This window comes from Serratia sp. HMSC15F11, from assembly GCF_001808215.1.
GTDB classification, from domain to species: domain Bacteria; phylum Pseudomonadota; class Gammaproteobacteria; order Enterobacterales; family Enterobacteriaceae; genus Serratia; species Serratia nevei.
In genome coordinates, this window is the sequence record NZ_KV792395.1 from 68,461 (window position 1) to 94,112 (window position 25,652).

The 25,652-nt window shown below is 59.1% G+C and carries 29 protein-coding genes, 1 pseudogene and 1 riboswitch; of the genes and pseudogenes, 17 read left to right on the top strand and 13 right to left on the bottom strand.

The window, feature by feature from the left end:
- Positions 1-7: 7 nt before the first annotated feature.
- On the top strand, positions 8-724 hold the full coding sequence (gene baeR / locus HMPREF3138_RS02915; protein ID WP_038873754.1) for an envelope stress response regulator BaeR: 717 nt from the start codon (positions 8-10) through the stop codon (positions 722-724).
- A gap of 4 nt (positions 725-728) precedes the next feature.
- On the opposite strand, the gene HMPREF3138_RS02920 is transcribed toward baeR, so the two are convergent.
- Together HMPREF3138_RS02920 and HMPREF3138_RS02925 are read right to left on the bottom strand one after the other, a co-directional pair.
- Positions 729-1,118 (bottom strand): type II toxin-antitoxin system VapC family toxin, encoded by a 390-nt coding sequence (locus HMPREF3138_RS02920; RefSeq protein ID WP_038873757.1) that lies wholly within the window; start codon positions 1,116-1,118, stop codon positions 729-731.
- 3 nt (positions 1,119-1,121) lie between these two features.
- A complete protein-coding gene (locus tag HMPREF3138_RS02925) occupies positions 1,122-1,385 on the bottom strand; it encodes an antitoxin (RefSeq protein ID WP_004941563.1) in 264 nt (87 codons plus the stop codon).
- A gap of 338 nt (positions 1,386-1,723) precedes the next feature.
- On the opposite strand from HMPREF3138_RS02925, the gene HMPREF3138_RS02930 reads away from it, so the two are divergent.
- From HMPREF3138_RS02930 to gutQ, 11 genes are all read left to right on the top strand, one after another.
- A complete protein-coding gene (locus tag HMPREF3138_RS02930) occupies positions 1,724-2,062 on the top strand; it encodes a YegP family protein (RefSeq protein WP_038873760.1) in 339 nt (112 codons plus the stop codon).
- 301 nt (positions 2,063-2,363) lie between these two features.
- A complete protein-coding gene (gene yegQ, locus HMPREF3138_RS02935; protein ID WP_070558781.1) occupies positions 2,364-3,716 on the top strand; it encodes a prephenate-dependent tRNA uridine(34) hydroxylase TrhP in 1,353 nt (450 codons plus the stop codon).
- Between the two features lie 467 nt (positions 3,717-4,183).
- On the top strand, positions 4,184-5,089 hold the full coding sequence (gene yegS / locus HMPREF3138_RS02940; RefSeq protein ID WP_038873764.1) for a lipid kinase YegS: 906 nt from the start codon (positions 4,184-4,186) through the stop codon (positions 5,087-5,089).
- Between the two features lie 272 nt (positions 5,090-5,361).
- The gene (gene fbaB / locus HMPREF3138_RS02945) at positions 5,362-6,411 is read left to right on the top strand and encodes a class I fructose-bisphosphate aldolase (protein WP_033644067.1); all 1,050 of its coding nucleotides are present in this window, start codon (positions 5,362-5,364) and stop codon (positions 6,409-6,411) included.
- Positions 6,412-6,646: 235 nt separating this feature from the next.
- The gene (locus HMPREF3138_RS02950) at positions 6,647-7,195 is read left to right on the top strand and encodes a PTS glucitol/sorbitol transporter subunit IIC (protein ID WP_004941528.1); all 549 of its coding nucleotides are present in this window, start codon (positions 6,647-6,649) and stop codon (positions 7,193-7,195) included.
- 15 nt (positions 7,196-7,210) lie between these two features.
- The gene (locus HMPREF3138_RS02955) at positions 7,211-8,185 is read left to right on the top strand and encodes a PTS glucitol/sorbitol transporter subunit IIB (RefSeq protein ID WP_038873765.1); all 975 of its coding nucleotides are present in this window, start codon (positions 7,211-7,213) and stop codon (positions 8,183-8,185) included.
- A 25-nt stretch (positions 8,186-8,210) separates the two neighbouring features.
- Positions 8,211-8,573: a PTS glucitol/sorbitol transporter subunit IIA gene (srlB, locus tag HMPREF3138_RS02960; protein WP_038873767.1), complete on the top strand. Its 363-nt coding sequence runs from the start codon at positions 8,211-8,213 to the stop codon at positions 8,571-8,573.
- A 10-nt stretch (positions 8,574-8,583) separates the two neighbouring features.
- Positions 8,584-9,363, top strand: a complete 780-nt coding sequence (gene srlD / locus HMPREF3138_RS02965; protein WP_033648848.1) for a sorbitol-6-phosphate dehydrogenase — start codon at positions 8,584-8,586, stop codon at positions 9,361-9,363.
- Positions 9,364-9,409: 46 nt separating this feature from the next.
- Positions 9,410-9,766, top strand: coding sequence for a transcriptional regulator GutM (gutM, locus tag HMPREF3138_RS02970; protein ID WP_038873770.1), 357 nt, complete (start codon positions 9,410-9,412; stop codon positions 9,764-9,766).
- Between the two features lie 83 nt (positions 9,767-9,849).
- Positions 9,850-10,623, top strand: coding sequence for a glucitol operon DNA-binding transcriptional repressor SrlR (locus tag HMPREF3138_RS02975; RefSeq protein ID WP_033635559.1), 774 nt, complete (start codon positions 9,850-9,852; stop codon positions 10,621-10,623).
- Positions 10,616-11,587: an arabinose-5-phosphate isomerase GutQ gene (gene gutQ / locus HMPREF3138_RS02980; RefSeq protein ID WP_038873772.1), complete on the top strand. Its 972-nt coding sequence runs from the start codon at positions 10,616-10,618 to the stop codon at positions 11,585-11,587. The genes HMPREF3138_RS02975 and gutQ overlap by 8 nt, the downstream gene beginning before the upstream one ends.
- Before the next feature lie 39 nt (positions 11,588-11,626).
- Here the strand turns inward: gutQ and HMPREF3138_RS02985 are convergent, their stop codons facing one another.
- From HMPREF3138_RS02985 to thiM, 3 genes are all read right to left on the bottom strand, one after another.
- Positions 11,627-12,085: an inhibitor of vertebrate lysozyme family protein gene (locus HMPREF3138_RS02985; RefSeq protein ID WP_033639640.1), complete on the bottom strand. Its 459-nt coding sequence runs from the start codon at positions 12,083-12,085 to the stop codon at positions 11,627-11,629.
- An 84-nt stretch (positions 12,086-12,169) separates the two neighbouring features.
- Positions 12,170-12,970, bottom strand: coding sequence for a bifunctional hydroxymethylpyrimidine kinase/phosphomethylpyrimidine kinase (gene thiD, locus HMPREF3138_RS02990; protein ID WP_038873778.1), 801 nt, complete (start codon positions 12,968-12,970; stop codon positions 12,170-12,172).
- A complete protein-coding gene (gene thiM, locus HMPREF3138_RS02995) occupies positions 12,970-13,761 on the bottom strand; it encodes a hydroxyethylthiazole kinase (RefSeq protein WP_038873781.1) in 792 nt (263 codons plus the stop codon). The genes thiD and thiM overlap by 1 nt, the downstream gene beginning before the upstream one ends.
- Positions 13,762-13,796: 35 nt before the next feature.
- Positions 13,797-13,893: riboswitch (TPP riboswitch) on the bottom strand.
- 142 nt (positions 13,894-14,035) lie between these two features.
- Here thiM and HMPREF3138_RS03000 point away from each other — a divergent pair.
- Entirely contained in the window at positions 14,036-14,461 is a 426-nt protein-coding gene (locus HMPREF3138_RS03000; RefSeq protein WP_038873785.1) for a GNAT family N-acetyltransferase, read from the top strand.
- Here HMPREF3138_RS03000 and HMPREF3138_RS03005 read toward each other — a convergent pair.
- Entirely contained in the window at positions 14,458-15,681 is a 1,224-nt protein-coding gene (locus HMPREF3138_RS03005) for an MFS transporter (RefSeq protein ID WP_038873788.1), read from the bottom strand. The genes HMPREF3138_RS03000 and HMPREF3138_RS03005 overlap by 4 nt on opposite strands.
- Positions 15,682-15,776: 95 nt before the next feature.
- Here HMPREF3138_RS03005 and HMPREF3138_RS03010 point away from each other — a divergent pair, with 95 nt between their 5' ends.
- The gene (locus HMPREF3138_RS03010) at positions 15,777-16,226 is read left to right on the top strand and encodes a winged helix-turn-helix transcriptional regulator (RefSeq protein WP_033648951.1); all 450 of its coding nucleotides are present in this window, start codon (positions 15,777-15,779) and stop codon (positions 16,224-16,226) included.
- Between the two features lie 6 nt (positions 16,227-16,232).
- Here the strand turns inward: HMPREF3138_RS03010 and HMPREF3138_RS03015 are convergent, their stop codons facing one another.
- Positions 16,233-16,493 carry a DUF1158 family protein gene (locus HMPREF3138_RS03015; protein WP_038873791.1) on the bottom strand — a complete coding sequence of 87 codons (261 nt, stop codon included), beginning with the start codon at positions 16,491-16,493 and terminating at the stop codon, positions 16,233-16,235.
- Positions 16,465-17,019 (bottom strand): DUF2778 domain-containing protein, encoded by a 555-nt coding sequence (locus HMPREF3138_RS25025; protein ID WP_223294945.1) that lies wholly within the window; start codon positions 17,017-17,019, stop codon positions 16,465-16,467. Before HMPREF3138_RS25025 ends, HMPREF3138_RS03015 begins: the two co-directional genes overlap by 29 nt.
- A 183-nt stretch (positions 17,020-17,202) precedes the next feature.
- On the opposite strand from HMPREF3138_RS25025, the gene rluF reads away from it, so the two are divergent.
- Positions 17,203-18,072: a 23S rRNA pseudouridine(2604) synthase RluF gene (rluF, locus tag HMPREF3138_RS03020; protein WP_038873794.1), complete on the top strand. Its 870-nt coding sequence runs from the start codon at positions 17,203-17,205 to the stop codon at positions 18,070-18,072.
- A 115-nt stretch (positions 18,073-18,187) separates the two neighbouring features.
- On the opposite strand, the gene HMPREF3138_RS03025 is transcribed toward rluF, so the two are convergent.
- The 5 genes and pseudogenes from HMPREF3138_RS03025 to HMPREF3138_RS03040 form a co-directional block, all read right to left on the bottom strand.
- Complete coding sequence (locus tag HMPREF3138_RS03025; RefSeq protein ID WP_038872474.1) at positions 18,188-18,640, bottom strand: DUF943 family protein; 453 nt, start codon at positions 18,638-18,640, stop codon at positions 18,188-18,190.
- Positions 18,633-19,015, bottom strand: a pseudogene (locus HMPREF3138_RS27365) (DUF3289 family protein). Before HMPREF3138_RS27365 ends, HMPREF3138_RS03025 begins: the two are co-directional and overlap by 8 nt.
- Positions 18,996-19,436: a DUF3289 family protein gene (locus HMPREF3138_RS27370; protein WP_256126194.1), complete on the bottom strand. Its 441-nt coding sequence runs from the start codon at positions 19,434-19,436 to the stop codon at positions 18,996-18,998. Before HMPREF3138_RS27370 ends, HMPREF3138_RS27365 begins: the two are co-directional and overlap by 20 nt.
- A 181-nt stretch (positions 19,437-19,617) precedes the next feature.
- Positions 19,618-22,680 (bottom strand): autotransporter outer membrane beta-barrel domain-containing protein, encoded by a 3,063-nt coding sequence (locus HMPREF3138_RS03035; protein ID WP_038872476.1) that lies wholly within the window; start codon positions 22,678-22,680, stop codon positions 19,618-19,620.
- A 195-nt stretch (positions 22,681-22,875) separates the two neighbouring features.
- Complete coding sequence (locus tag HMPREF3138_RS03040) at positions 22,876-23,190, bottom strand: putative periplasmic lipoprotein (RefSeq protein ID WP_025303891.1); 315 nt, start codon at positions 23,188-23,190, stop codon at positions 22,876-22,878.
- A 175-nt stretch (positions 23,191-23,365) separates the two neighbouring features.
- Here HMPREF3138_RS03040 and HMPREF3138_RS03045 point away from each other — a divergent pair, with 175 nt between their 5' ends.
- Together HMPREF3138_RS03045 and HMPREF3138_RS03050 are read left to right on the top strand one after the other, a co-directional pair.
- On the top strand, positions 23,366-23,998 hold the full coding sequence (locus HMPREF3138_RS03045; protein ID WP_038872479.1) for a response regulator transcription factor: 633 nt from the start codon (positions 23,366-23,368) through the stop codon (positions 23,996-23,998).
- A partial coding sequence (locus HMPREF3138_RS03050; RefSeq protein WP_070558787.1) for a hybrid sensor histidine kinase/response regulator occupies positions 23,995-25,652 on the top strand: 1,658 nt, incomplete at its 3' end. The genes HMPREF3138_RS03045 and HMPREF3138_RS03050, both read left to right, overlap by 4 nt.

Consider the following 25,652-nt stretch of genomic DNA (forward strand, 5'->3'; position numbering starts at 1 on the left):
CGCCCTGATGGACATTCAGAATCACCCCGTGCAGATCATGATTGTTGAAGATGAGCCCAAGCTGGGCCAGCTGCTGGTGGACTATCTGCAGGCGGCGGGTTACGCCACCCGCTGGCTGACCAACGGCAACGAGGTGGTGCCGACCGTGCACCAGCATCCGCCGGCGCTGATTTTGCTCGACCTGATGTTGCCGGGCGCCGACGGTCTGACGGTGTGCCGCGAGCTGCGCCGCTTCAGCGACGTGCCTATCGTGATGGTGACGGCGAAAATCGAAGAGATCGATCGCCTGTTGGGGCTGGAGATCGGCGCCGACGATTACATCTGCAAACCCTACAGCCCACGAGAGGTGGTGGCACGGGTGAAAACCATCCTGCGCCGCAGCTATCGGCCGCAGGAGAATGCGCGGGAAGATGACCTGCTGAACATCGATGAGCCGCGTTTCCAGGCCAGCTATCAGGGGCAGTTGCTGGATCTGACGCCGGCGGAATTCCGCCTGCTGAAAACGCTGGCCAGCCAGCCGGGCAACGTGTTTTCACGCGAGCAGCTGCTGAACAACCTGTATGACGACTATCGGGTGGTCACCGACCGCACCATCGACAGCCACATCAAAAACCTGCGCCGCAAGCTGGAGCTGATCGACGGGCAAAAATCCTTTATCCGCTCGGTATACGGCGTCGGTTACCGCTGGGAAGCCGAGCCCTGCCGGCTGGTGAATGGGATTTAGGGGATCAGCGCGTCCAGTCTTCAACCGCCAACCCGGGCACCATGGCGAATGCGCGATCGTTGGTCACCAGCGTCGCGCCATGGCTCTGCGCGTGAGCGGCGATCAGTTGATCCAGCGCGCCCATGATTTTGCCCTTTCTCTCCATGTTCGCGCGCATTTCACCGTAGCAGCGGGCGGCCTCGCTATCCCATGCATAGACCGTCACCGCGGCAAGAAAGGCCTCGACCATGCTTTGCAACGCCTTGTTCCGCCGTTTAGCCACACCGTAAAGCAGTTCCGCTTCCGTGACGCTGGAAATACATACGGCAGAAGGCGGGAGCTTTTCCATGACGTTAAGCACCTGCGGATGCTGCCGAAACAAGTGGCTGACGGTGTTGGTATCAAACATGTACATCGCCTACTCTTCCTCTGAGAATGGATCGCGGTCTGCAACCCCTTGCTGACGATCTTCCGCGCCAAGAAACTCTTGCGGCACCGGCGTTTGGGCGATAATGCTCAGCAGCGGTGCCCAGCTGTCCGGCTTTGCCGGATATTTGGATAAAATCACGTTGCCCTCCCGATCGCGACGGATATAGACACGATCCGTATCAAATTCAAATTCCACCGGTAACCTCACCGCCTGATTTCTGCCGTTTTTAAACAGCTTTGCGATTCTTTCCATCTCGACACCTCCACAGCAGGCATAGGCCAAAGCATATGCCTGTAGCGTGTCGATGCCAAGATGTATCGCTCATTTTTCATCCACATTGACGATACGGCCAAACCGTAACGCACAATCTCACGGGGTGAAACCCTGTTCCCCTTGTTATGCGGCGCACTGCGCAATCACCACGCCTTCCCTTAGCTTCCCGTGCGGCAGCGGGCTTCTCGGATGAAAACTCCGCGCCGGCGCAAGAAAGCTGCGCATTTTTTAGACTAAGCTGCTGTGAGGTTTAGCCGCCGATTTTCAAGCGATTGGCTACACTTACATCACGAATCGGAACCTACAGGAGAAGAACCATGGCAATCGGTCATTACGAGCTGAAAAAAGCAAAGAACGGACAGTACCACTTCAACCTGAAAGCCAGTAACGGCGAGATCATTCTGGCCAGCGAGATGTATGCCAGCAAAGCGTCGGCGGAGAACGGCATCGCCTCGGTGCAGACCAATGCGCCGCACGAAGCGCAGTTTGAACTGAAGCACAGCACCAGCAATCAGCCCTATTTTGTGCTGAAGGCCAAGAACCATCAGGTGATCGGCGTCAGCGAAATGTACAGCTCCGAAAGCGCAGCCAAAAACGGTATCCAGTCGGTGATGAAAAACGGCCCGACCACCGATATCCGCGATTTGAGCGCCTGATCCCCCGTGTCGCCCGCGCGGTGGCCGCCATCGCGCGTTTTCCGTTTGACCGGGATCAATCTCCCTTGAATAAATCCGGTTAACTGCTGATTTCTTGCTGCGCTGCGGCTACAATCCCCCGCTTTTACTGCGCCATCTGGGGCGCGATATACCCACTGGCTTTCACACGGCAGCTAGGCGGCAAGTTCGTGAGTCTCCAGGAGCTTGGTCAACCAAGTGACTGGAGTGAGCGAATGCAGCCAACAACGCTGCAGTTCGAAAGACAGAGGTATACTGACCTGAAATCAGACCGAGACACACTATGTTTACACCGGAACTTCTCTCCCCGGCCGGAACGCTGAAAAACATGCGTTACGCCTTCGCCTATGGCGCCGATGCGGTTTACGCCGGCCAGCCGCGCTACAGCCTGCGGGTGCGCAACAACGAATTCAACCACGAGAATCTGGCGCAGGGCATCAACGAAGCCCATGCGCTGGGCAAAAAATTCTACGTGGTGGTGAACATCGCTCCGCACAACGCCAAGTTGAAAACCTTCCTGCGCGATCTGAAACCGGTTATCGATATGGGCCCGGATGCGCTGATCATGTCCGATCCCGGCCTTATCATGATGGTGCGCGAAGCCTTCCCGCAGATGGACATTCACCTGTCGGTGCAGGCCAACGCCGTTAACTGGGCAACGGTGAAGTTCTGGAAGCAAATGGGCCTGACCCGCGTGATCCTCTCGCGCGAGCTGTCGCTGGAAGAGATCGCCGAGATCCGCGCCGAAGTGCCGGACATGGAGCTGGAAATCTTCGTCCACGGCGCGCTGTGCATGGCCTACTCCGGCCGCTGCCTGCTGTCGGGCTATATCAACAAGCGCGATCCCAACCAGGGCACCTGCACCAACGCCTGTCGCTGGCAGTATAAGGCTGAAGAAGGCAAAGAGGATGACACCGGCAATATCGTGCACCTGCACGAGCCGATCCCGGTGCAAACCGTCGAGCCGACGCTGGGCATCGGCGCACCGACCGACAAGGTGTTCATGCTGTCTGAAGCGCAAAAACCAGGCGAATATATGAGCGCCTTCGAAGACGAGCACGGCACCTATATCATGAACTCCAAGGATCTGCGCGCCATCCAGCACGTGGAGCGTCTGACGCAGCTCGGCGTGCACTCGCTGAAGATCGAAGGCCGCACCAAGTCCTTCTACTACTGCGCCCGCACCGCCCAGGTCTACCGCCGCGCCATCGACGACGCGGCCGCCGGCAAACCCTTCGATCCGACCCTGCTTACCACGCTGGAAGGCCTGGCGCCCCGCGGCTACACCGAAGGCTTCCTGCGCCGCCACGTGCACGAAGCGCAGCAGAATTACGACTACGGCTCCTCGCTCTCCGAGCGCCAGCAGTTTGTCGGCGAATTCACCGGCGTGCGCCGCGATGGCTGGGCAGAGGTCGACGTGAAGAATAAGTTCTCACTCGGCGACAGCGTCGAGATGATGACGCCGGGCGGCAACGTGGTCTTCACCCTCGAAAGCATGCAAAATAAGAAAGGCGAACCGATTGAGGTGGCGCCGGGCAACGGCCATATTGTTTATTTGCCGATCCCACAGGATATCGATCTCAATTATGCGTTGCTGATCCGCAATTTGGCGGAAGAAAATAGCGTCGGGGCATAACAATGAATCGCCGTCATTCGGCGGCGATTTTTAGCAAATATTAGAATTGGATCACATCAATGTGCGCGTAGCTTGGTTACTATCACGCTGCTTAAAACGAACAACGAAAATATTTGCATAGCAATACTAGGAACCACCTCCTTAGCCGGCCCAATCTCCCTTGGGCTGGCTTTTTCTTTTATGGGCACGCCTATTTTTTTCTCTGCGCTTATTTCCATAACTTATTCCCGTTATCCGTTTTAATAATAATAATCACGCCGCTTCGATATATAAATAACGCTACAGCGATTAATCCTCTCGTCTTTAAAACTTGGCTTATTTCCGCGTAAAATTCAGATAAATTCGCCTTGCTTCATATTCACTGAGCGCCGGGGAATAACCAGAATTAGCTGAATATTCTGATGGCTTGGTGGCGGCAGCTGGTTTATCTTGAAGCATTCTTGGTTTTCCGCCGGAGGAGATCGGCAATGCCTCAACACTCACATGCGCCCGCCCTGCTTATTCTCAACGGCAAAGGCGCCGGTAACGAAGAGCTGCGTCAGGCGGTCAAACGCCTGCGTGCAGAGCAAATCACGCTGTACGTGCGCGTGACCTGGGAGCACGGCGACGCCGCGCGCTACGTCGCGGAAGCCGCACAGCTCGGCGTCGGCACCGTCGTCGCCGGCGGCGGTGACGGCACCATCAACGAAGTGGCCGCCGCGCTGATGCAACTGCCGGCGCACAACCGGCCGGTATTGGGCATCCTGCCGCTCGGCACCGCCAACGATTTCGCCATGGCCTGCAATATTCCCCCGTCGCCGGAACAGGCGCTGCAGCTGGCGATCAAGGGCCGCTCGGTGCCGATCGATCTGGCCAAAGTCAACGGCGAACGCTACTTCATCAACATGGCCACCGGCGGCTTCGGCACCCGCATCACCACCGAAACGCCGGAGAAGCTGAAGGCGGCGTTGGGCGGCGTGTCCTACTTCGTGCACGGCTTGCTGCGCATGGATACGCTGCAGGCCGACCGCTGTGAAATTCGCGGGCCTGACTTCCGTTGGGCCGGCGAAGCACTGGTGATCGGCATCGGCAACGGCAAACAGGCCGGCGGCGGCCAGGAGCTGTGCCCCAGTGCGCTGATCAACGACGGCCTGCTGCAGCTGCGCCTGTTGATCGCCGATGAACTGCTGCCGGCGCTGGTCGCCGCCCTGTTCAACGACGAAGAGAGCAACAGCATCCTCAGCGCAGCGCTGCCGTGGCTCGAGATCGACGCGCCGCATGAAATGACCTTCAATCTCGACGGCGAACCGCTCAAAGGCCGTCATTTCCGCATTGAAGTGTTGCCGCAGGCCATCAAATGCCGCCTGCCGCCTAACTGCGCCCTGCTGGGCTGACCTTGTCGGGCGCAGCGTGTTCCTCCGATCGCCCTGCAGAACACCGAGTGGTTCGAGATCGAATAATCAATCGCTTAGCGCGCCGGGGGCGATCGCCCCCGCGTATTTGGCCTCGCAAATGGCATTTCCTCTCAATCGCATCTATTGTTTGTCCTTGCCGGATCCAGTTCGGTAGTATCGCTTTACAGCTTCAATCACCGCTTTTTTACTGCGCCGGTGGTCAAAAACCCTTGCATTGCCGGTGTATGAAGAAGCTTAATCGGGAGTGAATCATGACTGATATTGTGCAGTTGCTAGGAAAGGAAGCGGAAGATCTGCTGCAACACCGCTGTACCACTATCCCCGCCGAGAATCTCTACCTGCCGGGCGCCGACTTCGTCGACCGCGTAATGATCGATAACAACCGTCCCAACAGCGTGCTGCGTTCGATGCAAACCCTGTTCAACCACGGCCGCCTAGCCGGCACCGGCTACCTGTCGATCCTGCCGGTCGATCAGGGCATCGAGCACTCCGCCGCCGCCTCGTTCGCCGCCAACCCGCTGTATTTCGATCCGAAGAACATCGTCGAGCTGGCGATTGAAGCCGGCTGTAACTGCGTCGCCTCCACTTACGGCGTGCTGGCGTCGGTATCGCGCCGCTACGCGCATAAAATTCCGTTCTTGGTCAAACTCAACCACAACGAAACGCTGAGCTACCCGACCCAGTACGACCAGACCCTGTACGCCAGCGTCGAGCAGGCATTCAACATGGGTGCGGTGGCGGTCGGCGCCACCATTTACTTCGGCTCCGAGCAGTCGCGCCGCCAGATCGAAGAGATCTCGATCGCCTTCGAGCGCGCGCATGAGCTGGGCATGGTCACCGTGTTGTGGGCCTATCTGCGCAACCCGGCGTTCAACAAGGATGGCGTGGACTACCACTCCAGCGCCGATCTGACCGGCCAGGCCAACCACATCGCCGCCACCATCGGCGCCGACATCGTCAAACAGAAAATGGCGGAAAACAACGGCGGCTACCGCGCGGTGAAATTCGGCTATACCGACGATCGCGTCTACACCAAGCTGACCACCGATCACCCGATCGATCTGGTGCGCTACCAGCTGGCCAACTGCTACATGGGCCGCGCCGGGCTGATCAACTCCGGCGGCGCCGCCGGTGAGAACGACCTGCAGGAGTCGGTGCGCACCGCGGTGATCAACAAACGCGCCGGGGGCATGGGCCTGATCCTGGGGCGCAAGGCGTTCAAGAAATCGATGAAAGACGGCGTGGCGCTGATCAACGCCGTGCAAGACGCCTACCTGGACAAGAAGGTCACCATCGCCTGATGTGACGGACCACCTGTCCTCAAGCCCGGCTCGCCGGGCTTTTTTGTGCCCGCTTTCTCCCACTCATGCCACAGACCTTCTCTTTCTTTCACTTTAAACTTTCAAAATAAAATATTTATCTTTCAAATTGTGATCTATTTAAAACAAATAGCCCAACAAAGTGACTACTGTAAGGCCCATGGCGACAGAGCCGCCGTTCGCTCCAGGCCATATCAGTCCATTACAGGAGAACATAATGATTGAGCTAATCACCCACGGCGCCGAGTGGTTTATCGGCCTGTTTCAGAAAGGCGGTGAAGTGTTTGTCGGCATGGTGACCGGCATTTTACCTTTGTTGATCAGCCTGTTGGTAATCATGAACGCGCTGATCAAATTTGTTGGCCAGGAACGTATCGAACGATTGGCGCAGCGCTGCGCGGGCAACCCCGTCTCGCGTTATCTGCTGCTGCCGCTGATCGGCACCTTTGTCTTCTGCAACCCGATGACCCTCAGCCTGGGGCGCTTCATGCCGGAGAAATACAAGCCGAGCTACTACGCGGCGGCCTCCTACAGCTGCCACTCGATGAACGGCCTGTTCCCGCACATCAATCCGGGCGAGCTGTTCGTTTACCTCGGTATCGCCAGCGGCCTGACCACCCTCGGCCTGCCGCTCGGCCCGCTGGCGGTGAGCTATTTCCTGGTGGGGCTGTTCACCAACTTCTTCCGCGGCTGGGTCACCGATCTGACCACCAGCCTGTTCGAACGCAAGATGGGCATCCGTCTGGATCGCCAGGTGCAACTTTAATTCGTGGAGTGCAGCATGAGTGCTTATATCCGTATTGAAAAAGGCGCCAGCGGCTGGGGTGGCCCCCTGGAGCTGCCGATAGAGCCCGGCAAGAAAGTGGTGTACATCACCGCCGGCACCCGGCCTTCGATCGTCGATCGCCTCAGCGAATTGACCGGCTGGCCGGCCGTCGACGGTTTCAAAGAGGGCGAGCCGCCGGCAGAAGAGATCGGCGTGGCGGTGATCGACTGCGGCGGCACCCTGCGCTGCGGCCTGTACCCGAAACGCCGTATTCCGACGGTCAACATCCACGCCACCGGCCAGTCCGGCCCGCTGGCGCAGTTTATCCTCGAAGACATCTATGTCTCCGGCGTGCGCGACCACAATATCAGCCGAATCGAAGCGGCAGATAGCCAACCCGCCGCCGTTGCAGCACCGCCCAAGAGGCGCGACTACGACACCAGCAAGAAGATCACCGAGCAAAGCGACGGGCTGCTGGCGAAGGTCGGCATGGGCATGGGATCGGTGGTGGCGGTGTTCTTCCAGGCCGGGCGCGACACCATCGACACCGTGCTGAAGACCATCCTGCCGTTTATGGCGTTCGTCTCGGCCTTGATCGGCATCATCATGGCCTCCGGCCTCGGGGACTTTATCGCTCACGGCCTGACGCCGCTCGCCAACAGCCCGATCGGCCTGGTGACGCTGGCGCTGATCTGCTCATTCCCGCTGCTGTCGCCGTTCCTCGGCCCCGGCGCGGTCATCGCCCAGGTGATCGGCGTGCTGGTCGGGGTGCAGATCGGCCTCGGCCATATTCCGCCGCAGCTGGCGCTGCCCGCGCTGTTCGCCATCAACGTGCAGGCCGCCTGCGACTTCATTCCGGTCGGCCTGTCGCTGGCGGAAGCCAAGCAGGACACCGTGCGGGTCGGCGTGCCCTCGGTGCTGGTCGGCCGCTTCCTGACCGGCGCGCCGACGGTGTTGATCGCCTGGGCCGCCTCGGCCTTCATTTATTAATAAGCTGATTTCCAGGGAGACGTTTATGCACACCATTTTTCACACCACCATCACGCAGATCGGTGGCTGCGCCCGCGACGCGTTGCTGGACAACATGTTGATCACTTTCCGTGAAGGCGCGCCGGCGGATATCGAAGAGTTCTGCTTCATCCACCGCCACGGCGCGACCGCCGGTGAGCTGCAGGTCGGCGGCGTGATGGAGCTGGCGCAGCATCGCTACGCCATCACCGCCGTCGGCAGCGTCGCCACGCAGAACCTGCGCGAACTGGGCCACATCACCGTGCGCTTCGACGGCGAAGCCGAAGCCGAATTCCCCGGCTCGATCCACGTTTCCGGCCCGACGCCGACCGATATCCCGTTGGGCAGCACGCTGTCATTTATCGCATAAGGAGTAGACCATGTCTGAAGTAGCTGTAGTGATTGGCGGCGGCCAAACGTTAGGCGCCTTTTTGTCCCACGGGCTGGCGCAGGCCGGTTATCGGGTGGCGGTGGCCGATCTGAACGCCGACAACGCCAATCAGGTGGCACAGCAGATCAACGAAGCGTTTGGCGCAGGCAGCGCCTGCGGTTTTCAGGCCGACGCCACCGACGAACAGAGCGTGATCGCGCTGGCGGCGGCGGTTGACCGGGCGTTCGGCCAGGCCAACCTGCTGGTGTACAGCGCCGGCATCGCCAAGGCGGCGCCGATCACCGACTTCCCGCTGGGCGACTTCGACCGCTCGCTGCAGGTGAACCTGGTGGGCTATTTCCTCTGCGCCCGCGAGTTCTCGCGCCTGATGATCCGCGACGGCATCGCCGGGCGCATCATTCAGATCAACTCCAAGTCCGGCAAGGTCGGCAGCAAGCACAACTCCGGCTACAGCGCCGCCAAGTTCGGCGGCGTGGGGCTGACGCAGTCGCTGGCGCTCGATCTGGCGGAGTACGGCATTACCGTGCATTCGCTGATGCTCGGCAACCTGCTGAAGTCGCCGATGTTCCAGTCGCTGCTGCCGCAGTACGCGCAAAAACTGGGCATCGCGCCGGACCAGGTGGAGCAGTACTACATCGACAAAGTGCCGCTGAAGCGCGGCTGCGACTACCAGGACGTGCTGAACACCCTGCTGTTCTACGCCAGCGACAAGGCCTCTTACTGCACCGGCCAATCGATCAACATCACCGGCGGCCAGGTGATGTTCTGACGCCATCGACGCCCCCTTCCACGGAAGGGGGCCTAAGGAGACCCCCATGACTCAAGCTCTGATCGCCTTCGCGCTGCTGGCCTGGCTGCTGCAAATCGCCTTCGGCTGGTGGCAACTGCAGCGCTTCAACCGCGCCTTCGACGGCCTGTGCCGGCTGGGCGCCGTCGGCGTCGGCCGTTCCGGCGGCCGCTTCCGCCCGCGAGTGGTGCTGGCGCTGGCCTTCGACGCCGATCGGCGGGTGTGCGGCAGCCTGTTACTGCGCGGCCTGACCGTTTTCGCCCGGCCCCGCCCGCTGCCTCGTTTGCACGGTTTGCATCAGCGGGATTTACGCCCGGATGTGATCTTCCCCGAGGATCGCGCATGCCAGTCTGCACTATCGTTAGCGATTGCGCCCAAATCGTGATATTTTCACATTAAAAGACATTACCTTTCATAGTGAATTATTCAGCGAGAGGAAATGCCCAACTCTTGTGAACGGGAATCGCGATGAAACCAAAGCAGCGGCAGGCCGCTATCCTTGAATATCTGCAGCGGCATGGCAAAACGGCAGTGGACGCCCTGGCCGAGCATTTCTCCACCACCGGCACCACCATCCGCAAGGATCTCACCCTGCTGGAAGAAGAAGGTGAGGTGATCCGTACCTACGGCGGCGTGGTGCTCAGCCGCGACGACGGCGATCAGCCGATCGACCGCAAAACCCATATCAACACCGAGAAAAAACGCCACATCGCCAGCGCCGCCGTGGCGCTGATCGCCGACGGCGACTCGCTGATCTTCGACGCCGGCAGCACGGTGCTGCAGATGGTGCCGCACCTGGCGCAGTTCAATAACATCACGGTGATGACCAACAGCCTGACCATCGTCAACGCGCTGGTGGAGCTGGACAACGATCAGACCATCCTGATGCCCGGCGGCACCTACCGCAAAAAATCGGCCTCGTTCCACGGCAGCCTGGCCGAATCGGCGTTTCAGCAATTCAGCTTCGACAAGCTGTTTATCGGCGCGGACGGCGTCGATCTCAACGCCGGCGTCACCACCTTCAACGAAGTGCACAACGTCAGCAAAGCGATGTGCGAAGCCGCCGGCCGCATTATTCTGTTGGTAGACTCCTCGAAATTCGGCCGCAAGAGCCCGAACGTGGTGTGCGAACTCAGCGCCGTCGATACGCTGATCACCGACCGAGACATCAACCCCGATTACCTCGCCGCCCTGCAGGCGAAAGGCATCAATATCCTTCTGGTAGGAGACCCTGATGAGTAACGCCAACGCCCTGCTCGCCTTCGCCCGCGAAACGCTGGAGATCGAGCTGACCGAAGCGCAACGCCTGCTGGCGCGCCTGGACGACAACTTCGTCTGCGCCTGCGAACTGCTGCTGAACTGCCGTGGCAAAGCGGTGATTTCCGGCATCGGCAAATCCGGCCATATCGGCAAGAAAATCGCCGCGTCGCTGGCCAGCACCGGCACGCCGTCGTTCTTCGTGCACCCGGCCGAGGCGCTGCACGGCGATCTCGGCATGATCGGCGCCGACGACGTGGTGGTGTTCATCTCCTACTCCGGCCGCGCCAAAGAGCTGGATCTGATCCTGCCGCTGCTGGCGGAGAACGGCATTCCGGTGATCGCCATCACCGGCGGCAAAGAGTCGCCGCTGGCGCTGGCCGCGGCCTGCGTGTTGGATATCGGCGTCGAGCGCGAAGCCTGCCCGATGGGGCTGGCGCCGACCTCCAGCGCGGTCAACACCCTGATGATGGGCGATGCTCTGGCGATGGCGCTGATGCGCCAGCGCGGTTTCAACGCGGAAGATTTCGCCCGCTCGCACCCGGGCGGCAGCCTGGGGGCGCGCCTGTTGAACCGCGTGCATCACCTGATGCGCACCGGCGATCGCCTGCCGCGCGTGAGCGAAAGCGCCAACGTGATGGAAGCGATGCTGGAGCTGAGCCGCACCGGGCTCGGGTTAGTGGCGGTCTGCGACGCGCAGCAGCGGGTGGTGGGCGTGTTTACCGACGGCGACCTGCGCCGCTGGCTGGTGAAGGGCAACAGCCTGCAGGATCCGCTCAGCCCGGCGATCACCCGCCCCGGTTATCGGCTGCCGGAGCAGTGGCGCGCCGGCGAGGCGCTGGAAGCGCTGCACGAACAGCACATCAGCGCGGCCCCGGTGGTCGATATGAACGGCGTGCTGGTGGGGGCGCTCAACCTGCACGATCTGCATCAGGCCGGCATCGGCTGATCAACGCCGGGGGCGCCATCACCGGCGCCCCCGGTCAGATCATTTCCAGTCGGGATTGTTCTCGAACTGCTGCTTCAGCAGCGCTTTCATGTCGTCATTCGGCTTGCCGAGCCACTGGTACTTGGCATACTTCTTCGGATGATCGACGGCTTCCGGCCGATCTTCCACTTCCACCCGCACGCCCCAGGCCTGGGATTTGTCCGCGCTGAACGCCACGATCAAAAAGTTGTTGCCGCAGTCGTGCGGCTTGCACAGATTGCCGACCAGATACTCTTTGCCCTTCCAGTTCAGATTCTGCGCCGGCGTTGAGGTGCCGACGCCCTTACGCGCCCAGCCCGGCATCCGCGCCTGGCCTTTCACCATGTTTTGCCAGCTGGCCTGATACCCCGGCTGCTGAATCAAATCCGACGTGGTGACGATCTGCTGGGCAAAGCTGCCCGCGCTGAAGCTGAGCAGTGCGCCGAAGAGGGCGCAACGCAGCGCCTGGTGTCCCGTCATAGTCCTTCTCCCTAGGTTAAATCAGGTTTCGCCCATAAAACCGGGCCTGAACCAGTCAGACCACGGTTGTGGCAAAAAGTTGACTCACCACCAGGCATGGAAATGATGCACCGGCCCGATACCGTGCCCCACTTCCAGCGTGCCCGCCTGTTGCAGCGCTTGTTGCAGGTAGTCCTTGGCGGCGGCCACTGTAGCCGCCCAGTCGGCATGGCGCGGGCGCAGCGCCGCCAGCGCGGCCGAGAGCGTGCAACCGGTGCCGTGGGTGTGGCGGGTAGCGACGCGCGGCGCGGTAAAGCGCTGCTCGCCTTCTGCGCTAAACAGCCAGTCCGGGCTCTCGTTTTCGCTCAGGTGGCCGCCCTTCATCAGCACCGCCCGGCAGCCCATCGCCAGCAGCGCCCGCCCCTGCTCGCGCATCTGCGCTTCATCTTCCGCCGGCGCGCACGCCAGCAGCGCCGCCGCTTCCGGCAGGTTCGGCGTAATGATCGACACCAGCGGCAACAGCTCGCGCCGAATAGATGCCACCGCCTCCGGCGCCAGCAACGGATCGCCGCTTTTCGCCAGCATCACGGTGTCCAGCACCACGAACTCCGGCCGGTAATGGCGCAGCCGTTCGGCCACCGCCTGCACGATGTCGGCGTTGGCCAGCATGCCGATCTTGACGCTGTCGATGCGCACGTCGCTGAACACCGAGTCCAGCTGCGCGGCGACGAACGCCGGATCGATGTAATACACCGACTGCACGCCGCGGGTATTCTGCGCCACCAGCGCGGTGATCACCGAGGTGCCGTAGGTGCCAAGCGCCGAGAAAGCCTTCAAATCGGCCTGAATGCCGGCGCCGCCGCTGGGATCGGTGCCGGCGATGGTCAGGGCGTTAATGCGTTTCATCACAGATCCTCCCCGCGCAGCTGATACAGGGCATCGAGGAACGCCGGCGTAAAGCTGCCCGGCCCGCCGGCCTGTCTGGCCGCGAGGCCGCCGCAGTGGGACATCACCCGGCAGGCGGTCGCCGCGTTGTCCAGGCGATCGCCCGGCAGGGCGCAAAACGCCGCCACGACCGCCGACAGCGCGCAGCCGGTGCCCACCACCCGCGTCATCAGCGGGGAACCGCCTTCGATCGCCCAATCGCGTTGGCCGTCGGTGACGTAATCCACCGCGCCGGTGACCGCCACCACCGCGCCGCTGCGCTGTGCCAGCTCACGCGCGGCGGGCAAGGCCGCCAGCGAATCGTCGCCGCTGTCAACCCCGCGGCCGCTGGCCAACAACCCGCTGAGCGCCATAATTTCCGAGGCGTTGCCGCGTATCGCCGCCGGTTTCTCGTCCAGCAGCTGTTTGGCGAAGGCGGTGCGGTAGGAGAGCGCGCCGACCGCCACCGGATCCAGCGTCCAGGGCTTGCCGGCCTGATTGGCGGCGGCCACCGCCGCCCGCATCGATTCGGCGCGCAGCGCATTGAGGGTACCGACGTTGATCAGCAGGCCATCGGCCAGCGCGCTGAACTGCGCCGCCTCTTGCGGCTCCACCACCATCGCCGGGGAGGCGCCGAGCGCCAGCAGCACGTTGGCGGTCAGCGATTGCACCACTTCGTTGGTCAGGCAGTGGATCAGCGGAGGCCGCTGTTGGAATTGGGTCAGACAGGCCGCGGCGCGCGCGCCGGGTAGTGCATCAGGTCGAGCGATCATATTCCTCCCAACCGGCGTTCAAGAAGGCGGCGCCGGCTGGGCGGCCGTGACTTCCCTACGCTGGCATTATCCAGATCAGGTAATACGGGTATTTCTCAGCCTTCACGTAGAAGGGCACCCCGAGTCATGAAAATCAATAGGTTGTGATCAACGTTGCGTTAATCCCTGCAGGGGATCATGCCAGCGGCGGCGCGGACAAACAAGCGAATAAATCGGCTCGGCAGGCATACGCCGCGCAATGCGCTATAGTGAGCACAAACCACCGGGAGATGCCATGCAGATAAGACCCTACCAAGAGACCGATCGCCCCTTCCTGCGCACGCTGTACCTGGCGTCGCGCAAGGCGGCGTTCGGCTGGCGCGATACCTCAAACTATCAGTTGGAAGATTTCGACGGCGCGACGCTGGGCGAAGCGATTTGGGTAGCAGAAGACGGCGGCACGCTGCTGGGATTCGTCTCCGTCTATCGCGAAGACAACTTCATTCATAACCTGTATGTCGATCCCCATCAGCCGCCGCGCGGCGCCGGCAGTGCGCTGCTGCAGGCGGCGGAAGCCACCTTCACCGCCACCGGCTCGCTGAAATGCCTGGTGAAGAATGAAAAGGCGCTGGCGTTCTACCGCAAACACGGCTGGCGCATCATCTCTACCGGCAACGACGGCGAAGAAGATTATTACCTGATGCATTCGCCGGCCCGCTAGCCCTTACCCGCGGCATCCGGCATCCCGCACAGCGTCAGCCGCCAAAACAGCAGCGCGCTCAGGCTGACGCCCGCCCCCAGCCAGCAGACGCCGCTCCACCCCGCCCAGGCGTACATATGGGTGCCGGCAAAGGCGCCCAGCCCGCTGCCGACGGCGTAAAACAGCATGTAGCAGCCCACCAGCCGGCTGTGCGACTGCGGGTGGGCACTGAAGATCATGCTCTGGTTCAGCACGTGGATCGCCTGGCCCGCCAGATCCAGCAGCACGATGCCCGCCACCAGCCAAACCAGGCCGCTGCCGAGCAAACCGAGCGGCAGCCAGGCCAGCGTCAACAGCAGCAGACACACGCCGCTGGCCGCCTGCCCCAGCCCGCGATCCGCCAGATGCCCGGCGCGCACCGCCGCCAGCGCGCCCACCGCGCCGACCAGGCCGAACGCCCCCACCGCGGCATGGGTGAAGTTGAACGGCGCCTGGCTCAGCGGCAACACCAGCGAACTCCAAAAGAGGCTGAAAGCGCCGAACATCAGCAGCGCCAACATGCCGCGAATTTGCAGCGTGCGGTCATGCAGCAGCAGGGTCAGCATTGAACGCAGCAGCGCGAGATAGCTCAGCGTACTGGGGGCGGTGCGCGGCGCAGGCAGCAGGCGCGACAGGATCGGCAGCAATACCAGCGTCACCCCGGCAGAGAAGAAGTACACCGTGCGCCAGCCGCCGACGTCCGCCAGCGCGCCGGACAGGGTGCGCGCCAGCAGCAACCCCAATACCACTCCGCCCTGCGCCGCACCAACCACCCGCCCGCGCTCCTGCGGCGCCGCCAGGGCTGCGGCGTAAGCGATCAGCCCCTGCGTCATGGCGGTGCCCAGTAGCCCCACCAGCAGCATCCCCGCCAGCAGCCAGGGCGCGCTGTGCGCCCAGCCCACCAGCAGCAGCGCGCCGATCAGCCCCAGCTGTTGCCCCGCCAGCAACCGATGCCGATTCAGCCGATCCCCCAGCGGCACCACCAACAGCAGCGCCAGCGCGCAGCCCAGTTGGGTCACGGTGATCACCATGCCGACCGCCGCCAGACTGATGGAAAAATCATGGGCGATGGCGTCCAGCAGCGGCTGCGCATAGTAAACGTTGGCCACGCTAAAGGCGCTGGCGGCGGCCAACAGCAGCACCAGGGTGGCCGGCAGGCGCCCCAGCGCCGCGCAGGGAGGATCCAACAGTTTGTCGCTCATCGCATACCTCAATCTGGTTTCATTATTAAACCCAATGCACTTTAGGCGTAGAGGTTTTATAATGCAACCAGAATGTGCAGCTGGAGATAAACGCCGTGAAACGTAAAAGCCTGGAAGACGCGCCGTGCCCGGTGGCGCGCACGCTGGATGTGATTGGCGACTGGTGGTCGCTGCTGATCGTGCGCGACGCCTTCGACGGCGTCACCCGCTTCAGCGAATTTCAAAAAGGGCTGGGGATGGCGAAGAATATCCTTGCCACCCGCCTGCGCGCCCTGGTGACGCACGGCGTGCTGGAGATCGTGCCCGCCGCAGACGGCAGCGCCTATCAGGAATATGTGCTGACCGAGAAAGGCCGCGCGCTGTTTCCGGTGATCGTCGGCCTGCGCCAGTGGGGGGAAGATCATCTGTTCGCCGAGGGAGAGGCGCACTCAACGCTGGTGGAAAGCGACAGCGGCCGCCCCGTCCCGCGCCTGACGCCGATCGGCAGCGCCGGGCAGACGCTCACCCCGCTGAATACCCGGGTGGTGAAGGTGGAGGAACGGTGATGAGAGTTAGTGGCGGTGCCCGCAGCTCACCCGCTGAAAAACCTGGCGGATAAAGAGCCATTCCAGACACCCAGCCAGCAGATAAACCGCGCCAAAAACGAGCGCACCAAACCATTCCGTATCGTTAAAATGGAAAAACCCACTGGCGTCAATCAGCCAAGCGGTTTGATTCTGGTTTAGCCTGGGTACAGGAAAAAGCTTTATTGTCAGCACTGCCAGCCCAACAACAGCCAATACGTTAGCGAGCAACAGGGCAAGTTTTTTCATAGCCTTTCACCTCGATAGTCCCATATGCCTGTAATGTCGTTCCCGGAACTCTGGCTGTTTTCGATTTCAGCAATGCAGCTCGCAGACGATTGAATTCGTTTTGGGAATAAAAGGTTACACATCCTTCGGATAATCCAAGTGGGCCGATTGGATGCAACCTGAATTGTCCACGCATAATGCCGTTAATCCATGTTCTATCGTTAACTGTTCCATCATCTCTGTATAAAGCAAACCAACTATTGTGATCTACATTGGTCACAATATCTTTTATGAAAGTAATAGTCTGCGACTTTAAACCACCGGACGGCCGATCCACAATCCAGTAAGTACCGGCTGGTATAGCCCCGTGATTGGGAACATCTGTGCATCCTGGTTGATTTGCATACTGTTTATTACCAGAAAACACAGAGAACATCCCAACCCCTTGACACAACAGAGTGTTTATTTTGTTTCCATTATGAACTAAAAAGCAGCGAAGCATTTTATTTCCCCCATCCTTTGGCTGAGCACCGATAATATCCAGCAAATAAAATTCTATCTATCTTATTGATTTTGTGAATATTGTTAACTCGTAATGATAGAATAAGCAATGAGTAAGGCCCAATCAGCATTGATGGCGCATGCATCACCTTGCGCTATTGCATCTATTCTCGAACAGCTTCCGTAATCCCCTGCGGGTAATGTATAGTCCGCGTTTTACGGAGATCCCATGCTGACTAACTCATCCATTCGTTTGAACAAATACATTAGCGAGAGCGGTATCTGCTCACGCCGCGACGCCGATCGATACATCGAACAGGGCAACGTTTTCATCAACGGTAAACGCGCCACCGTCGGCGCTCAGGTATTTGCCGGCGATGTGGTGAAGGTTAACGGTCAGTTGATCGAACCGCGCAATGAAGAAGATCTGGTGCTGATCGCGCTGAACAAACCGGTCGGCATCGTCACCACCACCGAAGACGGCGAGCGCGACAACATCGCCGACTTCGTCAACCACAGCAAACGCATCTTCCCGATCGGCCGTTTGGACAAGGATTCGCAGGGGCTGATCTTTCTGACCAACCACGGTGACCTGGTCAACAAGATCCTGCGCGCCGGCAACAATCACGAGAAAGAGTATCTGGTGACGGTCAACAAGCCGGTGACCGACGAGTTTATTCGCGGTATGGGCGCCGGCGTGCCGATGCTGGGCACGGTGACCAAAAAGTGCAAGGTGAAGAAAGAGGCGCCTTTCGTGTTCCGCATCACGCTGGTGCAGGGGCTGAACCGCCAGATCCGCCGCATGTGCGAACACTTCGGCTACGAGGTCACCAAGCTGGAACGCACGCGCATCATGAACGTCAGCCTGAAAGGCTTGCCGCTGGGCGAATGGCGCGATCTGACCGATGACGAGCTGATTGAACTGTTCAAACTGATTGAAGGCTCTTCGTCCGAGGCCAAGCCGGCGAAGAAGGCCCCGGCCAAATCCGCCGCGGCGAAAAAGCCGAGCACCGGCGGGCCGAAAGGCGCCGACAAAGCCGCTGCGCCGGCCGGCCGCAAACGCTTTGCCCAGCCAGGGCGTAAGAAAAAAGGGCGTTAAACGCCCTTCGCCCTCGCCAAGCCCGCCGTTGTGCGGGCTTGGCGAGGGCGAAAGCCTAAGCACCACTTAGACGAGTCTGATTGAAAGCGAGGAAAAACTCAGAGGGTAAGAGTCACTATTTTTTTAACAGCGTGGTCTTACCGTCACGCTCTTGAGCGAAAGTCTTCCCATCCAGACTGATAAAAACTCTTTTATTAACATCACCATTAATAATCATCGCTATATCCTTATAGATACATTTATTCTTGGCATCACCCTCGCTAAGACAATGATAGTCATCAATACTTCCATCATTGCTGCCAGTCGGAGCGGCAACATAGCCGTCAAAATTCATTACGGCAACGGTAAAATGATTCTCGTCTTTGATAATATGATACTTATCCTGAAGTTTATCTTTATTATCATTCCACCAAGATATTTTACCTTCCGTGGTCAGCGGAAGGTATTGAACATAAACAGCAGCACCATCAACCCGCACAACATTAGCAGGTCTGACAAGCACCCAAACCAACCAAAGAGCCGCTACGGCGACCAAAGAAAAGAACGCAACCTTTTTTTTGTTAAGCATAGTTTTCACCTGTCACTATTATTTTCGCGCCAAAGTTGGTGAAAAAGGGTCTAAACGCGAACTCTTTATACCTTTGAAGTACAAACCAAATCCTGAAAAACCCAATAGAACTAAACTTTAATTTACTAATATCTTCTTTATCTAACCCAAAATGATCCTGAGCTTTATAGCTAATCACAGCAGTATATTTATTATCTTGAAAAAAAAAGAATCAATACTGATCTCTGTACTATTGACCTCATGTACACTGACTCCCATTCCATTTATGCAATCTTCCCAGCGAACATACTTTGGCAAACGGCTCTGTGATAACTGAAGAGTAAATGCATCTTTATTCAACTGATATGAGTTAAAATCAAAGGTATCGAGAACCACTTTTAATTCGAATTAGCGTACTATTTTCTGATTTATCGCTCAGTATCAACCTTTTATAGGCTAAGTCCATTTGAACATCTTGAAAGTCAGTTCCGTTATTGTACTGCATATGATTGAAAAGTTTAACTATCAGCCCTTGATAAACGCCAGTAAAAGAAAAGTATCTCGATGCAGCTCTCAGCTCATCAAAAAGCATTGCAACCGCCTTTTCTTTTCCAGCTGCCGGAATATTTCGCGTTGCCGGATGATCATAAGGCGATTTATAAGTACTCCAATCGATAAACGTTGATACTTGCCCCAAACGGTACCGTTGCTTAAGTGTACGTTCATCCATATCGCCATATTGCATATCATCAGCAAAACGGTCGTTAAAAGGCTTCTTGCTGGTGAAAATCGTTAACGGCCTTGTCAAGTCACGCATTGGAAAATCAGTCCCTTGCCCATGCTAAGAAGAACATTAATCATACAGGCAATCCCGCCCTGCTCATATCGGGAAATGTCTTAGCGCCCCCTTACGCAGGCTCACGGGAAACTTAATGTTCACCATAAAAAAGGCCCGCATCAAGCGGGCCTGCAAGTACCAGAGAAGTCTAGAGGAAAAATCAGAACGACCAGCGCAGGTTGGCGTTGACCGAATTAACGCGGGTATCGGCGCCGAATTGCCCCTGATAGCCGACATCCAGCGTCGCGGCGCGCGACAGTTTCACGCTCACGCCGATATCGCCCACCATCACGTTGTCATCCACGGCCTGGCCCTGAGTGACGAACGCGTCACTGCCGGCAAACGCCATGCGCGATGAGGTGTTCTTATCGCCGTAGGCGTGCTGCCAGCCGAGCGAGCCGTAGAGGCTGACGTTCTTCGGCAGCTCGGTCACGCCGCGCACCCCGAGCGTGGAGTAGAAGGTGTTCATCGTTTCATTGCGCACGCTCAGCGCCGCCGCGCCACCCGACTCCTGGAAGCTGTCGGTATGCAGGCGGATATAGCTCAGGTTAATGAACGGTTCGACGTTCATCTCCGGCTGGCCGAAACGGTAACCCGCTTCGGTGAACGCCAGCAGCGAGTTGGCGTCGTAATCCGACTTCAGCCGATCCGAGAAGCCGCTGAAATCGACGTTGCGCTTGCCTTCGATCTTGTGCCAGGTGTAACCCAGCGCGCCGCGCAGCGAGAACGCATCCTGCTGCCCCGCCGCATACAGGCCGAGGTGGTAGTTGTCGGTATCGGCCTTGGAACGGCGGCTGTCGACGTCGTAGTCACCGCGGCTGTAACCGAAGTAGCCGCCGATGCGCACGTTATGGTCCGCCAGCTTGCGATCCGCCCCCAACAGGAAGCCGGTGGTGTTACCATCCAGCTTGCCCACGTTGCCGTTGCCGCTGTTTCTGCCCCAGGAACTGAAGGTCTGCCCCCAGACGCCGCTGTTTTGCGCCTGCGCCGGTTGCACCAGCGACATCGCCAACGGCGGTATCGGCAGGCTGTCGTTGTCGAACAGGCGCAGCATGCGCTGGTTCAGCACGTTGAACAGCTGGGTGCTGCCGGCAATCAGGTTAGACTGCATCGACGGATAGACTTCGCCGGACAGCTGATTGAACGCCTCGCGCGCTTCCGGCGCGCTCAGCAGCAGCAGCGAGTTGTACAGCGCCAGCGAAGGGCCGTTCTGCACCAACGTCGAGAGCGCACCGGCGGTATTCCACTGGTTGCCGCTCTCGGCCACCGTTTGGAAAATGCCCGGCTTGCCGCTGCCTGGGTTCTCGCCCCCCGGATTTTCACCGCCTGGGTTTTCCCCGCCCGGATTCTCGCCCCCCGGATTTTCACCGCCAGGGTTTTCCCCACCCGGATTCTCGCCCCCTGGATTCTCACCGCCTGGGTTTTCCCCACCCGGATTCTCACCGCCTGGGTTTTCACCGCCCGTGTCTTTCTGCGCGATGGTCAGATCCACGGCGTTGGCGCTGTGGTTTAACGCCACATCGAGGAAGGCAGACTTGGAGACCGCCGCCGCGAATTGGCCGTCAATGCCGCCGTCCGAGGTCAGAATGCGGTAGCTCTGGCCGGTTTTATAGCTGGTTTGCGGATCCAGCGCCGTGACCTGCACCTTGGCCCGATCGCTGATGGTGGTTTTGCCCGCCACCAGCAACTGGTCGCTGCGGCCGTCGCCGGCGATATCGACGTCATAGAAGGATTCGCCGATAAAATTCAGGTAGCGTTTCAGCGTCAGCGTGCCGATATTGCCGTCGCCGGGCGAGATATGGCCGCCGGACTGGATCTCGGTCTGGCCCAGCGTGCCGTTGCCGCCCAATGTGCCACCGGCCTTGATCGACGCGGCGCTGCTGTAGCCCTGCCCGTTATTGACGTCGGAACCCGCCGTCGCGTTGAGGATCAGCGTGCCGCCGTTTTCGGCGCTGAGGGTTTGGATCTCGAAGATATCGTCTTCTTTCTGGGTATTGATATCGCTGGCGATGATGAGCTTACCGCCACGCGCGGTAACGTTGGCCTGCAGCCCAGTGAGATCGCCGTTTAGCGTCGTGTGCCCGGCGGTGTTGATCACCTCGCCTTCGCCGCTCATCTTGTTGCTGAAGACGTAATTGCCGTCGGTATGGTTAAAGTACACATAGCTGCCGAACAGCCCGCCCCGCAGGGCGATCGCCGTCTGGGCATCGATAGTGCCTGCGGCGCCCGCCGCGCCGAGCGTCGGCTCGGTCAACCCGGTGCCGGTATCCATATTGCCGCGGCTGCCGATAATCAGCGCGCCGCGGTTCGAGCCGGAGCCGGTCTTGCCCAGCACCACTTCGTTGCCGCTGGCGGAGAATGTTCCGCCATCCATGACCGCCAACACGCCATTGCCGTAATCACCGACGTTGACGCTGCTGCCGCTGGTCACGCGCGAGCCGCTGCCGGCGATCGTCAGCTCGGCGGTTTTACGCGCGCCGGAGACGCCCGCCACCTGAATATTACCGACGTTGACCGCGCCGCCGTTCAGCACGTCCAGATCGCCGTAAAGCGTGAGCGCGCGGCCAACGTTCCATTGGGAATTGGCCCCTGTGACCGTGGCCTTCGGGCTCAGCGTATCGGTCTCGCCCGGCCCGCTGCCATTACCGATGCGCGCGTCAAAGGCGGTATTCAACACCGCGCCGTCTTCAATCGCCAGCGTGGATCGCGCCCCTAAGTCGGTGCCGACACTGAGAAAATTGCTGGTGACGCGGGAACCGGCGCCGGTGGCGATCAGGTGGCTGTCATAGCCGCGCGTGGTGCCGACCACGATCTCTTTTGCGCTGGCCAGCGCGCCGTCTTCAACCCGCAGGGTGCCCCGCCCCAGATTCAGGCCGCCGCGCAGCACGAACTGATCGTTCACCGCGTTCAGCTCAGCGTTCGGCCCGCGAACCGTGACCAGGCTGTCATGAATTTGGCCGTTGAACATCCGGCCGATATTGATGTTATAGGCGCTGATCTTGCCATTCTCGATCAGCAGATTGCCGCTTTGATTGCGGCCGACGTAAACGTCCCCGGTGTAGGCCAATGATTCGGTAATTTTTGAGTCGCCGTCAAAAATAGCATCGTCTGCGCGAGCGATATCGGCGGGTGCCAACATCAGCAGCGGCGCGGAAAATAGAGCGAGGTAAAGTTTGGAAAGCGGTGTTTTAACCGCTAAAGGGTGCGATGTCTTGTCATTCACGGGCTATCTCCGTACTCGTTGGCATGATGGCGCGAAATTTATTGTTATGGGTAAACTCACTGCGCTAGAGGAAATGTGAGGCGTTATTTCGCGCACGCCGGTTTAGTGATCGTCGAAGCAAAAGCTTATTGCCCCCCGGCGCTGACGCTCCGACGATGGAAAACCAGGAAGCGGAAATACCGCCCCCAAAGCAAATTATTTATGCGTGACCACCGGCGTACAGGTCGGCGCGCTCAACGACGGCGACGAACCTAAAATTCCCGGCATCATCAGCGACGAGCAATCGAAAATACGGCCTTTTTCCGTGGTGGCGCGATATGAAAGTTTTTGGCCGCCCAGCGCATCCGGCTGCGCGCCATTGACGTTGGTCACGGTAATTTCGTCCGATGAGCCCAGGCCCAACATTTTGGCGGTTTCCGCCTGCAGCAGTGGAATGGCCTGATCGGTTTTCAGGGTGGAACAACCGGCTATCATCATCGTCACGGTTAAAGCGATAAGTGGTTTCTTCATAAATTATCCTTTATAACCAATCAGTTAAAATTATCGATTGGCTTTATGTTTTCTCTTATCCAAATCCTCGAATAATATATTTCCCTTTCCTAAACGAAAAAACCCTCCTAAAGTAGGGAGGGTTGATAATAATTCATCAGACTTATCTGAACTGTGAAGGCGAAAGGAGAATCCTTTGGGGCAGGATTATGCGTTGGTCGTTGATGACCATCCATTGGTAGCAAGCGGCATCGCTAATTTTCTCAGCACGCATTGCCGATTCAAACAGGCGCATGTGGTGACCAATGAAGAGAATTGCTACCGTCATATTAGGGAAAATGGCCCACCGCGATTACTGGTGATCGATTTCTGGCTCTCCTCCGGTACCGCATTGATATTACTCAAAGAAGTAAAACAGCGTTATCCGCAGGTACGGATTTTAGTGGTCAGCGGCGACGAGAATAACGATATCTGGCAGAAAGTGCACACTGCCGGCGGGCACGGATTCGTATTAAAAAACGAGCCACCTGAATTATTCTCCAGGGCGGTTTTTGCGCTAAACAATAATCAGGAGTGGTTCCCGGAGGGAAATGAATCCGCTATTAAAAGCAGCCATGACCATTTAAATAAATTCAATTTAACGCCGAGACAAATCGACGTATTAACCATGATGTTGCGCGGCTTACCAAATAAAAGAATCGCGACGCAACTCTCTATTTCCGAACCTACCGTCAAAGAACATATCAGCAATATATTGAAAAAGATCGGCGTCAACAGCCGGGTAGAGGCCATCACGCTGTTGCACGGCAAACGGGATCCGTCGTCATGAGGTTTTTCCAGAATTTACAAAATGATGGTATCTCCCCACGCGCGCAGATCCGCCTGCTGGACAACACCTTCATGCGGCTGGTGTTCAGTTTCACCGCCGTGCCTTTCGTCGGCATCCCGTTCGCCATCTGGATTTATTTGCTGGGTGATGAACTCGGCCCAACCATTACCTGGATCATCGTTTACCTGCTATGCGCCGTGGCGATCCGAATATGGCACCGTCGCTACCTGCATGAGGCCAAAGAAAATGATGAAGACGCCGTGCTGCGCCGCTGGCTGCCGCGCATTAATAAGGTGGCGTTTATTCACGGGTTGGGGATCTCATCACTCTATTTAATTACGCCGCAGACCCATAACTTTGACTTTTTTCTGCTGCTCAATATCAGCATCGCCGCGATCGTCGCCGCCAACGCAACGCATCTGACGCCGGTTATCAGCACCTTTACCCGCTTTTTCTTCGCTTCCTGGGGGCTGCTGAACCTCGGCATCATCTGCCGGCTGGAAGACGTGATGTTCATCGTGCTGATGCTGAACTTGCTGTACGGCTTCGCCATTTACCGCCACGCGTTAACCTCACATGCGTTCTTTATTCAGCAGGCGTTGCTCGAGGAACAAAGCTCGCGCCTGGCGGAGCAGTTCCGCCAGGCTAAAGAGGAAGCGGAACAGGCGCTGCTGGACAAGAACCAGTTCCTGACCACCGCCAGCCACGATCTGCGCCAGCCGGTGCACGCCATGGGCTTTCTGATCGAAGCCATCATCCACAAAAACCGCGACGACAGCCTGACGCCGCAGCTGCTGGATCTGCAGCAGAGCGTGCGTTCGGTGCATTTGATGTTCAATTCACTGCTCGATCTCAGCAAGATCGAATCCGGCAACGTGCGCACCGCCGCCACCCATGTGGATATCGGCGCCCTGCTCGACTCGGTGATCACCCTGTTCCGCGAAGAGGCCAACAGCCGCGCCCTGGCGCTGCGCACCTGGCGGCCCAAACGGCGCATCAGCGTGATGGGCGACCCGCTGCTGGTGCGGCAATCGTTGATTAACCTGATCCAAAACGCCCTGCGCTACACGCAACAGGGCGGCGTGCTGATCGCCATCCGCCCGCGCGGCGCCGAGTGCCTGGTGGAAGTGTGGGACACCGGCGTGGGCATCGCCGACGAAGAGAAAAGCAAAATCTTCTCCCCTTACTACCGCCCCGAGCTGGCGTGGAAAATCGACAGCGCCGGCCACGGGCTGGGGCTGGCAGTGGTGGCGCGCTGCGCCAAGCTGATGAAGGTGAAGTACGGCATGCACTCCGTCGAAGGCAAAGGCTCACGCTTCTGGATGCGCTTCACGCAATACATCGGCGAAGACAAAGCGCCGGAAACCGCGGCCGCCTACGATAACACCGCCACGCCCATCCGCTATGCGCCGCTGCGCGGCGCCTGCCTGGTGGTGGACGACGATCCCTTGGTGACCTCCGCCTGGGAGAGCCTGATGAGCACCTGGGGCATCACCGTGCGCTGCGCGGCCTCCGCCGAGGAAGCCTTCGCCATCGTCAACGACGGCTTTACGCCGTTCGCCGTGCTGTGCGACCAGCGCCTGCGTTCCGGCGAGAGCGGTTTCGACATCCTCAAAGCGCTGTTCGAACGCCTGCCGGACGTGAGCGGCGCCAT